Annotated in this window: 1 protein-coding gene (cut by a window edge); it reads right to left on the reverse strand. The window is 64.8% G+C overall.

The window, feature by feature from the left end; all coding sequences use genetic code 11:
- Nucleotides 1–17,803, reverse strand: partial view of a non-ribosomal peptide synthase/polyketide synthase gene (locus ACYZUM_RS13520; protein ID WP_142579998.1) — the 3' portion only. It continues 20 nt past the right edge of the window; only the last 17,803 of its 17,823 coding nucleotides appear in the window; the start codon falls outside the window, past its right edge — the gene reads right to left on this strand; it ends in the stop codon at nucleotides 1–3.

The raw sequence follows: 17,803 nt of genomic DNA on the forward strand, positions 1-17,803 counted from the left end.
TCAGGACAGCGCTTCGCCGACCGCCAGCGCCAGGCCGTCATGCCACCACGCGGCGAAACTGAAGACGTTGGGCGCCTTGAGAATCGTGAAGTGGTTGCCCGGCCCGTACCACACCGCCAGATCACTGACCTGCCGCTGCCAGCCTTCGAGCATCGCCGCCTGTTCGCGCTGATTGCCCCACTCGTCCAGCGTCGGGTCATCGACCAGCACCAGCCGCACCGGCCCGCTGTAGGCCAGACGCGGCTGATAGACCGTGCGCAAGGCGCTGGCGAATGTGCGGACCGGGCCGTGCATCGCGTCCGGTGCCGCGCGCTCCGACAACACCCCGGCGCGCACCATGCCTTCGTGCAGCAGGCGCAGTTGCGTGGTGTCATCGGCGTTGGCGAAGGTCGCCGGATCGATGCCCAGCGATTTGCCACAGGACAACTGCAGGGTGTCGATCAGCCGTTGCAGCGCGGCAGTCGCGGTATACGGTTTGCCCGCCGTGCCGTCACAGCCCGGCGCCTCGCTGTCGATCAAGGTCAACGACGCCACTTCGCGCCCGGCCGCCTGCAATTGCGCGGCCATGGCATGCGCGACCCAGCCGCCGAACGAATGCCCGATCAGGTGCAGCGGCCCTTGCGGGTGAATCTGCTCGATGGCCCGCAGGTAGAACGCGGCAGCGGCTTCGACCGCGCTGTGGGGCACACTGACGCCGTCCAGCCCGCGCGGTTGCAAGCCGATGATCGGCCATTCCGGGCCGATGGCCTCGGTCAGGTGAATGAACCCGGTGACACTGTCACCCGCCCCCGGCACGCAGAAAATCGGCGCATGCCCCGGCTGCCCGGTCTGAATCGTCAGCAGCGGTTGATACAGTGTCGGCTGCGGCGTCACCAGGGTTTCCAGCGCCCCGGTAATGGCCTGACCGAGTGCCTGAATGTGCGGATGCTTCATCATGGTCCGGTGATCGCCGGGGATGTCGATGCAACGCAGCAAGCCAATGTCGAAGCGCTCTTCCCAGCCGCGTGTCGGGCTCGGCAATGACTGGCCGTCCATCAACTCCTGTGCACGGAACAGATGGATCGTCTGGCTCGCCGGGCTGACCCGGTAATGCGCCAGCGCCAGACGATGCGCCGCTTCGCGATCAAAGTAATGCCAGGCGTCCGCCGCGCTGACCGTGGCCAGTTCCGGGTCGGTCAGTTGTTGCGCCTGACAGCGCTGGAACAGCTCGGGGAAGTCCAGTTGTTCGACGTGCGCTTCCAGCGTTTGCACCGCCGCCAGCGCTGCCTCGCTTTCAGCACCGAGCATCAGCGAACGGCCACGGCAATGGCCGAGTAACTGGCGCTTGTCCAGGCCCTCGCCGCTCCACATGGCCTTGTCCTGAGCCAGCGAATTCGGTGCGTAGCTGTCGAGCATGCCGATAAACTCCACCGGTTCATCGAGGCCAAGCAATTGCTGCGCGACCTCATGCGCCAGCACCCCACCGAACGACCAGCCCGCCAGACGATACGGCCCATGTGGCTGCACCGAACGGATGATTCCGACCATGCGCTGCGCCATGCACTCCAGCGTGCGCAATGGCGCTTGCCCCAGCGGCACGCCGGGCAGGCCGTAAATCGGGAACTCGCCACCGATGTGCTGGGCCAGCGTCGGGAAATACACGTCGCGACCGCTGAATTCATGCAGCAGGAACAGCGGCGTACCGTGCGCCCCGGCACGAACCACGACCAGCCCGTCGGGCTGACTGAGTGCCTCGTCCTGACTGAGCAGCGCAGCGGCAGACTCGATGCTCGGGTGCTGGAACAGCTCGGCCAGCGACAGTGGCAGCCCGGCCCGTTGCAGCAGATTGACCAGTTTCACCGCCAGCAACGAATGCCCGCCCAACTCGAAGAAGTTGTCGTGACGGCCCACCTGTTCGACGCCGAGCACCTCGCCCCAGATCTGCGCCAGCGTGGTTTCGACTTCACCCTCGGGCGCCACGTAAGGCCGGTTGATGACGGCATCGGCCCCCGGTTCCGGCAGGGCCTTGCGGTCGATCTTGTCGTTTGGTGTCAGTGGCAAGGCGTCGAGTCGCACGAACGCGCCCGGCACCATGTACTCGGGCAAACGTTCCAGCACATGCGCGCGCAGGGTTTCCAGTGACGGGGCGTCGATGCCGGCGCGCACGGTGTACCAAGCCACCAGACGCTCATCGCGCACCATCACCACCGCTTGGCGAATCGCTGGATGTTCGATCAACCTTGCCTCGATTTCTCCCGGCTCCAGACGCAAGCCACGCAGCTTGATCTGGAAGTCGTTGCGGCCGAGAAATTCCAGTTCCCCATGATTGTTGTAGCGCGCCAGATCGCCGGTGCGATACAGCCGATCCCCCGGCACAAACGGGCTGTCGATGAAGCGCTCGGCCTGCATCTCCGGCAAACCGTGATAACCCCGCGCCACGCCGACGCCACCGATGTGCAACTCACCGCTGACGCCGTGCGGTAACGGTTGACCGTAGGCATCGAGCACATACAGACGGGTGTTGCTCAATGCCTTACCGATGGGCACCACGTTGTCCGGCACCGGCACGTCCGGCTCCAGCGTCCAGCCGGTGCTGTCCACGGTGGTTTCGGTCGGGCCATAAACGTTGTGCAAACGCACCCACGGCAGGCGATCGCGCACCTGCCGCGCCAACGCCGCACTGAGTTCACCACCACCGTTGAGCACATCGGTCAGGCTGGTGCATTGCTCGACATCGTCCTGTTCGATGAACTGCTGCAACAGCGCAGGAACGAATTTGACTACGGTGACCTGCTGCTCGCGAATGGTCTGCACCACATACGCCGAATCACGGTTGCCATCCGGCCGCGCCAATACCAGGCGGATGCCGGAACACAGCGGCCAGAAGATCTCCCACACCGAACTGTCGAAGCTGAACGGCGCTTTTTGCAGGAGCGCACCGTGCTCGGTTGGCGGGGAAATGACCGAACCCCAATGCACCATGTTGCAGGCGCTGCGATGTTCGATCATCACGCCTTTCGGCAACCCGGTAGAACCCGAGGTGTAGATCATGTAAGCGAGGTTCGAGGCGCTGAGACCAGGCACCTGCAAATCATGTTCCGGCAGGTGCTGCCAAGTGCTGCGGTCAAGGTCGATCACCGTGGCGGCCGCGTCATCGAACAACCCGCGAGTAGCGGTCTGCACCAGCACCGCGGTCGGCGCGCTGTCCTTGAGCATGAAGGCCAGACGCTCCACCGGATACCCCGGGTCCAGCGGCACATAAGCACCACCGGCCTTGAGAATGCCGAGCAGACCGACCACCAGATCCAACCCGCGCTCGACGCAGATCGCCACCCGTGCATCCGGTTGCACACCTTGTGCACGCAGGTGCCGGGCCAGGCGATTGGCGCGCTGATTGAGCTCGCGGTAGGTCAGGTTTCCCTGTGCGGATTGCAGCGCGACAGCGTCCGGTTTGCGCCGCACCTGGGCTTCGAACAAGCCGTGCAACGGTTGCTCCAGCGGACAATCGACTTCGGTGGCGTTGAAATCCACCAGCACGCGCTGACGCTCATCCGTCGCCAGCAACGGCACCTGCGTCAACAGCACCTGATCATCGTTGACCAACGCCGCCAGCAGCCGCTGGAAGTAGCCGACAAAACTCTGCACCGTCGCCTCATCGAACAAGGCCGTGGCGTAGCGCAACGAACCGCGAATCCCGTCGGGCGAATCGCCAAGGCTCAGCGACAGGTCGAATTTCACAAAATGGCTCTCGCCGGCCACGCCTTCCAGGGTCAGGTCGCCGAGGGTCAGGCTCGGATCGTCGTTGTTGTCCCAACTGAGCATGGTCTGGAACAGCGCGCTGTGCGACAGACTGCGGACTGGTTTGCTGATGTCCACCACTTGCTCGAACGGCAGATCCTGATGCGCCTGAGCGTCCAGAGTCTGCGCCTTGACCCGCGCCAGCAGCGTCTCGCCGCTCGGCTCGCCCGAGGTGTCGATGCGCAGCGCCAGGGTGTTGACGAACATGCCGATCAGGCCTTCGATCTCGGCCCGGGTGCGGTTGGCCACTGGCGAGCCAATCACCACGTCGTTCTGCCCGGACAAACGACTGAGCAACATCGCCCAGGCGCTCATGATCACCATGTACGGCGTCACCGCGCGACGCTGACACAAGGCTTTCAAACCGGCGCTCAAGTGTTGATCGAGCAGTATGTCGACGCGGCTGCCGGAATAGTCCTGCTGCGGCGGACGCGGACGGTCAGTGGGCAGGGTCAGCAAGGCCGGCGCGCCGGTCAGCGTCTGCTGCCAGTAATCGCTCTGGCGCTGCAGCACCTCGCCACTGAGCCAGCGCCGTTGCCACACCGCGTAGTCGGTGTATTGCAGGGCCAGCGGCGGCAGCGGATCGTCCTCGCCACGGCTGAACGCCTGATACAACGCCGCCAGCTCGCGGGTCAGCACGCCCATCGACCAGCCATCGGCGATGATGTGGTGCAGCGTCAGCAACAGCACATGATGGTCGTCGGCCAGACGCACCAGACGTCCGCGCAGCAGCGCATCGTGCTGCAGATTGAACGAGGCGCAGGCCTGCTCCTCGATCAGGCCACGCAAGGCGTTGTCAGCCTGTGGGTGCTGGCGCAGGTCTTCTACCGGCAGCAACAGACCGCTCTCGGCCGGCAGGATCAGCACCTGCGGCTGATCGTCGAGCTGGCTGAAGCGGCTGCGCAGGGTTTCATGACGCGCGACGATGCGTGCCAGTGCCCGTTGCAGCGCGTCTTCATCCAGTCGACCGCGCAGGCGCAGACCGACCGGGATGTTGTAGGCGCTGTGGCCACCATCCATCTGCGCCAGGAACCACAGGCGTTGCTGGGCGAAGGACAGCGGCAATCGCTGATCACGCGGTGCCGGCAAAATCTCCGGCAAGGTGCTGCGCCCCGCCCGGCTCAGCACCTCGGCGACAGCGGCCAGTTCGGGATTGGCGAACAGCTCGGCGAGTGTCAGTTCGACGCCCAACTGCTGGCGCACCTGCGACAGCATGCGCATCGCCAGCAACGAATGCCCGCCCAGTTCGAAGAAGCTGTCGTGACGACCGACCTGTTCGAGCTGCAGCAAGCCAGCCCAGATCCGTGCCAAATGGTGTTCCAGCGCCGAGATCGGCGCGACATACACCCGGCTGAGCATCGCTGCCTGCGTCGGTGCCGGCAGCGCCTTGCGGTCGACCTTGCCGTTGTTGTTCAACGGCAGGACCTCCAATTGCACCCACGCGCTCGGCACCATGTATTCCGGCAGTCGCGCCAGCAACTGCGCGTGCAGGTCGGCGCTGTCCAGGCGGCCGGCGTGCGCGGTGTAGTACGCCACCAGACGGGTGATGTCCTGACCATCGCGGCGCGCCAGCACCACGGCCTCCTTGATCCCGTGGCAGTTGAGCAGGCGGTTTTCGATTTCGCCCAACTCGATACGGAAACCGCGAATCTTCACCTGATCGTCATTGCGCCCGATGCAATCAAGCTGCCCCGGGGCCAGCCAGCGTGCGAGGTCGCCGGTGCGATACAGCCGCGCGCCCGGTTGCTCGCTGAACGGATCACGCAGAAACTTTTCGGCGGTCAGATCGGCGCGGTTCAGGTAACCCAGCGCCACGCCCTGCCCGCCGATGTACAACTCGCCGGTCACGCCCATCGGCACCGGTTGCTGATGCGCGTCGAGCACGTACACCTGGGTGTTGGAGATCGGCGCGCCAATCGGCACGCTTTCGGCGTTTTCCGCCACTTCGTGAACTTCGAAGGTGGTGGCGTAGGTGGTGGTTTCGGTCGGACCGTAGCAATGCACGATGCACAGCGCCGGGGCCTCGGCCAGCAGTCGACGGAACGCCGCCGGATCGCCACGCTCACCGCCACACAACAGAATGCGCAGGCGCTTGAGCGCCTGCGGGATCAGCTGCACGTACTGGTTGAACAGTGCGGTGGTGACGAACAGCACCGTTGCCCCGGTTGCGCTCAACGCGCGGCCAAAGGCGTTCGGATCAAGCAAAGTCTGGTGATCAATCACCACCACACGTCCGCCGTTGAGCAATGGCCCCCAGATGTCCATGGTGCTGGCGTCGAAGGCCGGGTTGGAGGCGAACACCACACGATCCTGCGCATTGAAATCGGCGTAACCGTTGTTCAGCACCAGGCGGCCGATAGCGCGGTGCGGCACCATCACGCCTTTCGGGGTGCCGGTGGAGCCGGAGGTGTACATGATGTACGCCAGCGCCTCCGAGGACTGCGCCAGATTCGGGTTGTGCGTCGGTTGGCCGCTGAGGGTCAAGCGGTCGAGGTCGATGCGCGGCGCAGCGTAGTCGATGACTTCACGGCTGAGGGTCAGCAACGCCGCCGCGTGGCAGTCTTCGACCATGAACGCCTGCCGCTCGCTCGGCGCGTTGATGTCCAGCGGCACGTAGGCCGCCGCACACTTGGCAATTGCCAGTTGCGCCACCAGCAGTTCCAGCGAACGCGGCAACAGGATCGCCACGTGGTCGCCCGGCTGCACGCCTTGGGCGATCAAGTGATGCGCCAGACGGTTGGCCTGGGCGTTCAGCTGGAAGTAGCTCAGCGAATGCTCGCCGTGCACCGCCGCCACCGCCTTGGGATGCGCCGCTGCCTGCTGCTGGAAAATCCCGTGCACGGTCAGGGCCTGCGGGTATTCGCGTGCGGTGGCGTTAAAGTCGTAGAGCAAGCGCTGACGCTCAGACTCGGCGAGTAACGGCACCCGCTCCAGCACTGTCTGCTCATCGTTGACCATCGCCGCCAGCAGGCGCTGCAAGTAACCGACATAACGCTCGACGGTCGCTTGATCGAACAACGCCGTGGCGTATTCCAGCGATCCGCGAATCACCCCGTTGACCTCACCCAGGGTCAGGGTCAGGTCGAACTTGGCCACCCGGCCCGGCGCGGCCACACCTTCGAGGCGCAGATCGCCCAGCGCCAGGTTCGGCCCGACGTTGCTGTCCCAACTCAGCGTGGTCTGGAACAACGGGCTGTGCGCCAGACTGCGCGCCGGCCGGGCGATGTCCACCACTTGCTCGAACGGCAGATCCTGATGCGCCTGCGCCTCCAGCGTACGCGCCTTGACCCGCGCCAACAGCGTGGCCACGCTCGGCTCGCCCGAGGTGTCGATGCGCAGCGCCAGGGTGTTGACGAACATGCCGATCAGACCTTCGATCTCGGCCCGGGTGCGGTTGGCCACCGGCGAGCCGATCACCACGTCGGACTGCCCGGACAACCGACTCAGCAACAGCGACCAGGCACTCATCAGGGTCATGAACAGGGTCACGCCGTGCCGTTGACTCAAGGCTTTGAGCCCGGTGCTCAGACGCTCGTCGAGCCGTACTTCGACGCTGCTGCCGGCGAAGTCCTGCTGTGGCGGACGCGGACGGTCGGTGGGCAGGGTCAGCAACGCCGGCGCGCCGTCGAGGGTCTGCTGCCAGTAATCGCTTTGCCGCTGCAGCACCTCGCCGCTGAGCCAGCGCCGTTGCCACACGGCGTAGTCGCCGTATTGCAGCGTCAACGGCGGCAATGGATCCGGTTGACCGTGACTGAAGGCCTGATACAGCGCCATCAGCTCACGGGTCAGCACGCCCATCGACCAGCCATCGGCGACGATGTGATGCACGGTCAGCAACAGCACATGATGATCGTCAGCCAGACGAATCAGGCGATCGCGAATCAGTGGATCGTGCTGCAGATCAAAGGCAGTCGCGGCTTCCTGCGCGAGCAGTGCCTGCACCGTGGCTTCGGCCTGTGAATCCTGGCGCAGGTCTTCCACCTGCAACAGCAGACCGCTATCGACCGGTGCAATCGTCACCTGCGCCTGATCGTCGACGCTGACGAAACGGCTGCGCAGCGTTTCGTGCCGCGCAACGATCTGCGTCAGCGCGCGCTGCAAGGCTTCGACATCGAGCTGCCCGCGCAGGTGCAGGCCAAGCGGAATGTTGTACGCCGAATTGCCGCCATCCATTTGCGCGAGGAACCACAGGCGTTGCTGGGCGAAGGACAGCGTGCCGTCACGCGGCACCGCTACGATCTGCGGTTGGCTACTGACCTGCGCTACGCAAAGGCACTCGGCGACCGCCGCCAGTTCAGGGTTGGCGAACAGATCGGCCAGCACCAGTTCCAGCCCCAGTTGCTGACGCACTTGCGCGACCATACGCATGGCCAGCAGCGAATGGCCGCCGAGTTCGAAGAAATGATCATGGCGGCCAACCCGCTCGACCTGCAGCACCTCGGCCCAGATCTGCGCCAGCGCGGTTTCCAGCGCGTCTTGCGGTTCGACGTATTCGCGGGTGAATAGCGCAGTCAGGTCAGGTTTCGGCAATGCCTTGCGATCAACCTTGCCATTGGCGGTCAGGGGTAACGCGTCGAGCCGGACAAACGCCGCCGGCACCATGTACTCAGGCAATTGCGTGAGCAGGTGCGCGCGCAGATCAGCGACGCTCAACGATGCGCCCTGCTCGGTGTAATACGCCACCAACCGTGGCTGACCGGGTTCGTCCTCACGGGCCAGCAATACCGCCTCCTGGACGCCGGGGAGCTGATTGAGCCGGGTTTCGATCTCGCCCAACTCGATACGCACGCCGCGGATTTTCACCTGATCGTCGTTGCGCCCGAGGTACTCGAGCGTGCCGTCCTCGCGCCAGCGCGCAAGGTCGCCGGTGCGGTACAGGCGCGCATCCGGCACGCGGCTGAACGGATCGCGCAGGAAGCGCTCGACAGTCATGTCCGGGCGATTCAGGTAACCCCGGGCCACGCCGGCACCACCGACATACAACTCACCCATCACCCCCAGCGGCACCGGACGCTTGTGCTCGTCGAGCAAGTACACCGTGGCATTGCTCACCGGCTTACCAATATGCAGCACCTCGCCCGCCTCGATCAGGCCGGAGGTCGCCACCACCGTGGCTTCGGTCGGGCCATAATTGTTGACGACCCGGAACGGCTGGTTACGGTTGAACTGGCGCAGACGATCGCCACCGATCAACAAGGTTTTCAGGGTTGGATGCGCCGGCTCCTGACTGAAGGCGTATTCGGCCACCGGGGTCGGCAGGAAGCTCACGTCCAGCGGCTGCGCGCGCCACCAGGCAAGCAGTGCGTCGATGTCTTCGTTGCCTTCGTGACTCGGCGCCAGATGCAGCGTCGCTCCGCAGCACAATGCAGGCCAGACTTCCCAGGCCATGGCGTCGAAACCGAACCCGGCCAGGCTCGAGGTATGGCTGCCGGCGTGCAGATCGAAGGCCGCGCAGTGCCAGTCCACGAGGTTGCTCAGCGTCTGGTGCTCGACCATCACGCCTTTCGGCAAACCGGTGGAGCCGGAGGTGTAGATCACGTAAGCCAGATGCTGCGGGCTCAGGGCCGGCAGCGATGGGTTGTCGATGCGCTCGTTTGACCATTGGCGCAGATCAAGGTCGATCAGCGGCACCGTCAATGCCGGCAGGCGTTCACGCAGATCGCTTTGGCTCAGCACCGCGACGGGCGCACTGTCTTGCAGCAGATAGCTCAGGCGCTCCGCCGGGTGCGCCGGATCCACCGGCACATAACCGGCGCCGGCCTTGAGAATCGCCATTAGCCCGACCAGCGTATCGAGACCGCGCCGGGCGACGATGGCCACGCGGTCGTCAGGCTGTACACCCGACGCAATCAGGTGATGCGCCAGCATGTTGGCCTGGCGGTTCAACTCGGCATAGCTCAGCGAAGCATCGGCAAACACCGCCGCCAGCGCCTGCGGTCGCTCAAGCGCTTGCTGCTCGAAACGCTGGGCAATCGTCAGTCCCTGTGGGTAATTGGCGCGGGTCGCGTTGAAGCTGTGCAACAACTGCTCGCGCTCCGCGTCCGGCAGGATCGACAGGTGCTCGAAACCTTGATGCGGCGCGTGCTCCAGCGCATCCGCCAAGCTGTGCAAGGCGCATTGCAGATAGTTGCAGATGCGCTGTGCATCGATACCGGCACCGGCCAGTGCGGTCAGGCTGAAGTCTTCGCCGAGATCGTCGACGCTGAGGGTCAGGCGATAGTTGCTGTGTTCCTCGGCCTCAAGCAATTGCATGCCCTGCCAGGCCGTTTGGGCCTCGGCAGAACCGCCACCCGCCGCGGCTCCGTGGCGATAATTGAACAAAGTGCTGAACAATGGCGTGGTCGGCGCCATCGCGCTGCAATGCTGGATGCGCGCCAGTTGCGCGTGTTCGTGTTGCAGCAACTGGCTCAGCCGTTGATGCGTCGCCAGGGCCGCGCCCTTGACGCTGTGCGCACGCAGATCGATGCGCAATGGCAAGGTGTTGATGAACACCCCGAGCGCCCGTTCCGCGCCCTCGCCGCCCTGCAAGCGACCGAGCAATACCGTACCGAACACCACGTCGTCACGACCGGACAATGGCCCCAGCACCTGCGCCCATGCCAGGTGCATCAGACTTGCAGCGCTGACACCCAGGCGCCGCGCCTGACTGCGCAGGTTGCGGCTCAGCGTGGCGTCGAGGCTCAACCGGGCCTGCGTGGCCAGCCCTTCCTGCACCGGGTTCTGCCCGTAAGGCAAGGTGGGTTCGTCGACGTCGCCGAGCATCTCGCGGAAGAACGCTTCGTGCTGCTGGTCGCTCAGCCCCGACAGGGTGTGCGCCACGTAATTGCGATACGGCACGGGTTCGACCAGACGCTGCGGCTGGCCGATCAGGAACGCCTGCATTTCGTGTTGCAGCACCTCCAGCGCCACGTGGTCCATGACCAGGTGATGGAACAGCAACAACGCCACCACCCGCTGATTGTCTGCGTCCCAGGCGTGCACCACGCGCACCAGCGGCGCCTGATTGACGGCCATGCGGTACTGCGCAGCGTCGAAACGCCGGTGCAATTGCTCGAGTACATCGCCGTCCGCGCCATTCAGTTCCAGCGCTTCACACACCAGCGGCGCCTCACGCCAGACCACTTGCACCGGGTCTTGCAGCCCGTCCCAGAACAGCGAGGTGCGCAGGATGTCGTGGCGCTGGATTACGTTCTGCAAGGCTTGAGTGAAGCTGTTCAGGCGTTGCTCATCGGCAAACGCGAACTGCGCCTGCAACACATACGGATCGCCTTGGGCGGCGGACAGGTGATGAAAGAGGATGCCGGTCTGCAACGGCGCCAACGGGTAAATATCCTGCACGTTGGCCACGCCGCCGGGGATGCTGGCGACGATGCGGTCAATGCTCGGCTGGTCGAGCGCCACCAGTGGCAGCAGCTCGGGAGTGATGCGCATGCAGTCCGCCGGGATGAGGTTGGCCGGGACTTCGGCTTCCGGTTCACCGCCCACGGCAGCGGCCAGCGCGGCGAGGGTCGGCTGGTTGAACAGCACGCGAATGTCGGCGCTCAGGCCGGCACGGCGCATCCGCGCCACCAGATTCACCGCCAACAGCGAGTGACCACCGAGTTCGAAGAAATGGTCGTGGCGCCCTACCCGCTCTACCTTGAGCAGTTCAGCCCAGAGCTGCGCGAGCGCGGTTTCCACTTCGCCGATCGGCGCTTCGTATTCACGGGCGGACTGCGCCGCCAGATCGGGGGCCGGCAGCGCCTTGCGGTCGAGTTTGCCGTTGGGGCTCAGCGGTAATGCCTCGAGATGCACGAACAGCGCGGGCACCATGTAGTCCGGCAGGTGCTCCAGCAAATGGCTGCGCAGCGTTTCGACTTCCAGCGGTGCGCCGGTGTAGTACGCCACCAGACGCTTGTCCCCCGGCACGTCCTCGCGGGCCAATACGGCGGCTTCCTGAATGCCGTCAATCTGGGTCAAACGCGCCTGGATTTCACCGAGTTCAATACGCAAACCACGGATCTTCACCTGATCGTCGTTGCGACCGAGGTACTCGATATTGCCGTCCGCCAGATAGCGGGCGACGTCGCCGGTGCGGTACATCCGCCCATTGCCCTGGAACGGATCGTCGAGGAAGCGTTCGGCGTTCAGCTGCGGGCGATTCAGATAACCGCGCGCTACCTGCACGCCACCGATGTACAGCTCGCCGACCACGCCGTGCGGCACCGGTTGCTGCTGGGCATCGAGGATGTACATGCGGGTGTTGGCGATCGGTTTGCCGATCGGTGTGTTGTCCGGGGTTTGCTCCAGCGGCCCGGCGCAGTTCCACGCGGTCACGTCCACTGCGGCTTCGGTCGGGCCGTAGAGGTTGTGCAGTTCGCTGCCCGGCAGTTGCTGTTTGAAACGCCGCACCACGCTGCCCGCCAACGCTTCGCCGCTGCACATGACTTGCCGCAGGCTGCTGCAACGTGCGCTGTCACCGTGAGCGAGAAACACATCGAGCATCGACGGTACGAAGTGCAACGTGGTGATGTGTTCGCGTTCGATGATGTCGCTGAGGTACTGCGGATCCTTGTGCCCCTCGGGCCGGGCCATGACCAGTCGGGCGCCAGTCATCAACGGCCAGAAGAACTCCCAGACCGAGACGTCGAAGCTGAACGGGGTCTTTTGCAGAACCGTGTCGCTGGCGGTGAGTTGATAGGCGTCCTGCATCCACAGCAGACGGTTGACCACCCCGCGATGTTCGTTGATCACGCCTTTCGGTTGGCCGGTGGAGCCGGAGGTGTAGATCACGTAAGCGGTGTGATTCGGGGTCAGCTCATTGACATGCAGGTTTTCCGTTGGCAGCGACTGCCAGTGCGGCTGATCCAGATCGATCACCGGCACCGAAACGTCACCGAGCAACGAACGCGTCGAACCCTGCACCAGCACCGCCAGCGGCGCGCTGTCCTCCAGCATGTAGGCCAGACGCTCCAGCGGATACGCCGGGTCCAGCGGCACATAACCGCCGCCAGCCTTGAGGATCGCCAGCAGCCCGACCACCATGTCCAGACCACGTTCGACGCAGATCGCCACACGTGAGTCCGGCCCTACGCCCAGTTCACGCAGATGCCGCGCCAGTTGATTAGCCCGGGCATTGAGTTCGGCATACGTCAGTGGTTGTTCATCAGCAACCATCGCCGTTGCCTGCGGCGAGCGCGCCACTTGCGCCTCGAACAAGGCGTGAATCGTCTGCTCAAGGTCGTAATCAACCGCCGTGGCATTGAACTCGACCAACAAACGCTGCTGTTCCTCCTCCGCCAGCAACGGCGCCTGTTCCAGCAGCGCCTGATCATTGCCGACCATCGCCTGCAACAGGCGCTGGAAATAACCGACGAAGCGCTCGACCGTGCTCTGGTCGAACAACGCCGTGGCGTATTCCAGCGATCCGCGAATGATGCCGTTGGACTCACTGAGGCTCAGCGACAGGTCGAACTTGGCGAAGTGGCTCGGCTCGGCCACGCCCTCCAGCGTCAGTTCGCCGAGGGCCAGCGCCGGACTTTCGAGGCCATCCCAACTGAGCAAGGTCTGGAACAACGGGCTGTGGGCCAGGCTGCGCACGGGCCGGGTGATTTCCACCACTTGCTCGAACGGCAGATCCTGATGCGCCTGCGCTTGCAGGGTTTGCGCCTTGACCCGTGCCAGCAGCGCTTCGACGCTCAGCTCGCCCGAGGTGTCGATGCGCAGCGCCAGGGTGTTGACGAACATGCCGATCAGGCCTTCGATTTCGGCGCGGGTGCGGTTGGCCACCGGCGATCCGATCACCACTTCCGCCTGCCCGGACAAGCGGCTGAGCAGCATCGCCCAGGCACTCATCAGCGTCATGTACAGGGTCACGCCGTGGCGCTGGCCCAAGGCTTTGAGCCCGGCACTCAGTCGCTCGTCGAGCACGACGGCAACGCTGCTGCCGGCATAGTCCTGCTGCGCCGGGCGCGGCCGATCGGTCGGCAGCATCAACAGCGCCGGAGCGCCAGCGAGAGTCCGTTGCCAATAATCGCTCTGGCGTTGCAGCACCTCGCCGCTGAGCCAGCGCCGCTGCCACACCGCGTAGTCGGTGTATTGCAGCGCCAGCGGCGGCAGTGGATCCGGCTGGCCGTGACTGAATGCCTGATACAGCGCCATCAGTTCACGGGTCAAAACCCCCATCGACCAACCGTCAGAGATGATGTGGTGCAGGGTCAGCAACAGTACATGGTGATCGTCGGCCAACCGCACCAGTCGCCCGCGAATCAACGGATCGTCCTGCAAGTCGAACGGCCCGGAGGCTTCGCCCTGAATCAGTGCCTGCAGGGTTTCCTCGGGTTGCGGGTGCTGGCGCAGGTCTTCGACCCGCAGCAGCAGGCCGGTGTCGACCGGAGCGATCAGCACCTGCGCTTCGTCGTTGAATTGCGCGAAACGGCTGCGCAGGGTTTCGTGGCGGGCGACGATCCGCGCCAGTGCGCGTTGCAGCGCCGCGTCGTCGAGACGGCCACGCAGCCGCAGGGCCACGGGAATGTTGTAGGCGGTGTTGGCGCCTTCCATTTGCGCAAGGAACCACAAGCGTTGCTGGGCGAACGACAGCGGCAACGCGCCGTCACGCGGTACCGGCACGATCTGTGGTTGCGCACAGCGTCCGGCCTCGCTGAGCACTGACGCGACCGCCGCCAGTTCGGCGTTGGCGAACAGATCATTCAGCGCCAGCTCGACACCCAGGCGCTGGCGCACTTGCGAGACCATGCGCATCGCCAGCAACGAATGCCCGCCGAGTTCGAAAAAGTGATCCTGACGCCCGACCCGCTCGACCTGCAGCACGTCGGCCCAGATCTGCGCCAGAGCGGTTTCCACCTCGCCTTCGGGCGCTGCGTATTCACGGGTGAACAACGCCGCCAGATCAGGCGCCGGCAAGGCCTTGCGGTCGACCTTGCCGTTGGCGGTCAGCGGCAGCGCGGCGAGTTTGACGAACGCGGCCGGCACCATGTACTCCGGCAAACGGCTGAGCAGTTGCGCGCGCAACTCGCCCACCGGCAGCGCTTCGACCAGCGCCTGCTCGGTGAAGTAGGCCACCAGCCGCGGCTGACCGGGTTGATCTTCGCGAGCGAGCAGCACCGCTTCCTGAATCCCCGGCAACTGGTTGAGGCAGGTTTCGATCTCGCCCAGCTCGATGCGCACGCCACGGATCTTCACCTGATCGTCGTTGCGCCCTAGGTACTCGAGGTTGCCGTCCTCGCGCCAGCGCGCAAGGTCACCGGTGCGGTACATCCGCGCATTGGGTGCGCCGCTGAACGGGTCACGCAAAAAGCGCTCGGCAGTCATTTGCGGGCGGTTCAGGTAGCCACGGGCGACCCCGGCACCGCCAACGTACAACTCGCCAGCCACGCCAACCGGCACCGGGAGTTGTTGTTCGTCGAGCAGGTACACCGTGGCGTTGCTCAGCGGTTTGCCGATGTGCAGCGCGTCGCCGCTTTGCACCAGACCTGAAGTTGCAACCACCGTGGCCTCGGTCGGGCCGTAGTTGTTGATCACGTCGAAATGCTGGTTGCGATTGAACTGCCGCAAGCGGTCGCCGCCGATCAGCAACGTGCGCAGGGTCGGGTGTACGAGGTGCTGGCTGAAGGCATATTCGGCCACCGGGGTCGGCAGAAAGCTCACGTCCAACGGCTGCGCGCACCACCAGGCCAGCAAGGCATCGATGTCTTCGCCACCCTCGTGAGTCGGCGACAGATGCAGGGTCGCGCCCGCGCACAGCGCCGGCCAGACTTCCCAGGCCATCGCATCGAAACCGAAACCGGCGAGGCTTGAGGTGTGACGCCCGGCACACAGGTCGAACGCCGCGCAGTGCCAGTCAACCAGATTGCTCAAGGTGTGATGCTCGACCATCACGCCTTTGGGCAGACCGGTGGAGCCGGAGGTGTAGATCACGTAGGCCAGGTTTTCGGTACTCAGGCCGGGAACGCGCGGATTATGGGTCACGCCCTGCGGCCAGTTGCAGCGGTCGAGTTCGAGTACCGGCACGGTCAGCGTCGGCAAGCGCTCGCGCAGATTGTTTTGGGTCAGCACCGCCACTGGCGCGCTGTCGTCGAGCAGGTAGTTCAAACGCTCCGCTGGATGCGCCGGGTCAATCGGCACGTAACCGGCGCCGGCCTTGAGGATCGCCACCAGTCCGACCAGGGTGTCCAGCCCACGGCGGGCGACGATGGCGACTCGATCGTCAGGCTTCACGCCCAAGCCGATCAGATGCTGCGCCAAGGCGTTGGCCTGACGATTGAGTTCGGCGTAGGTCAGTTGCGCGTCGGCAAACACTGCCGCCAGCGCGTCCGGCCGTTCGGCCACCTGCGCCTCGAAACGTTGCTGAATGGTCTGGGCAGCAGGGAAATCCACTTGAGTGGCATTGAAGCCGCGCAACACCTGTTCAAGCTCTGCCGCCGGCAGGATCGGCAATTGATTGACCGGTGTCTGCGGCGCCTGCTCCAGGGCGAGCAGCAGGTTCTGCAGTGCGCAGAGCAGGTAGTCGCAGATGCGCTGCGGATCGGTCTCGGTGCTGGCCAGCAGGGTCAGGCTGAAGGCGTCACCGAGGTCATCGACACTCATCGTCAGCGGATAGTTGCTGCGCTCTTCGGAGTGCAACGTGGAGATACCGTCCCACGCCGCGAGGGTTTCGGCGCTGGCGGTGGCGACGTTGTGGCTGTGACGATAATTGAGCAGCGTGCTGAACAGCGGCGTAGGCGCCACCACGTGGCTGCAGCGCTGAGCCAGGGCCAGCGGTGCGTGTTCGTGACGCATCAGCGTGGTCAGACGGGCGTGGGTGGCGTTGACCGCTGCGCGCACGTCCTGCCCGTCGATATTCACCCGCAACGGCAAGGTGTTGATGAAAATCCCCAGCGCCCGGTCAATCGCTTCGGCGCCCTGCATGCGGCCCATCAGCACGGTACCGAACACCACCTGCTGCTTGCCGGTCAGCGCGGCCAGCACCTGCGCCCAGCCGAGGTGGAACAGGCTCGCGACACTCACGCCAAGGGTCCGCGCCTGCGCCCGCAGACGCTGGCCCAATAACGTTGGCACCGGCACGCTGAGTTCGACGATTTCACTGCCGTCACCCTGCACATCCTGAAGGCCGTAAGGCAGCGTCGGTTCGTCGATGTCACCGAGCATCTCGCGGAAAAACGCCTCGTGCTCGGCCTCGCTGACGCCCAGACGCGCCTGCGCCACGTAGTTGCGAAACGGCACCGGGCGCCCGAGCCGTTCACGCTGCCCGGTGAGGCAGGCGCGCATTTCGTGGCGCACCACGTCGAGTGCCGAGTGGTCGAGCGCCATGTGATGGAACAACAACGTGGCGATCACCCGCTGCCCCGCTTCATCCCAGGCGTGGGCCAGACGCATCAGCGGTGCCTGGGTAACGTCGAGGCGGAAATGCCGTGCGTCGAAGCGCTCATGCAGATACGCCAGAACGTCGCAGGCGGGTTCTGGCAGCGTCACGTCTTCCATCGGCAGTTCGGCCCGGCGCCAGACCACCTGCACCGGCGCATCCAGTCCTGCCCAATGCACAGCGGTACGCAGGATGTCATGACGGTCGATCACCGCTTGCAGCACTTGGGCGAACGCCTGAAAACGCTCGCGGCTGGCAAAGGCGAAATGCGATTGCATGACATACGGATCACCGTCACCGCCACTGACGTGGTGATACAGGATGCCTTCCTGCAACGGCGCCAGCGGGTAGATCTCCTGCACATTGGCTGCGCCGCCGGGAACTTGTGCGACGAGGTGGTCGATGGTGGTTTGGTCGAGCTCGACCAGCGTCAGCATCGCCGGGGTGATGCGCGTGGTGCCGGCAACGATGCCGTTGGCCGGCACCTCGACCTGGCCGTGCTTGCTGGCCGAGTACTGCCCGGCCTTGATCAGCTCGATCAGCGCCGGTTTGTGCTCGCGCAACAGCGCCAGCAACGCCGGGTCGTTCAAGGCCTGCTTGTTGCCGTTGACCCGCAATTGGTCGTCCGTGACCGCCAGCTGAATATCCTTGGCCTTCAATGTGGCC

Source organism: Pseudomonas sp. m6p, assembly GCF_055760375.1.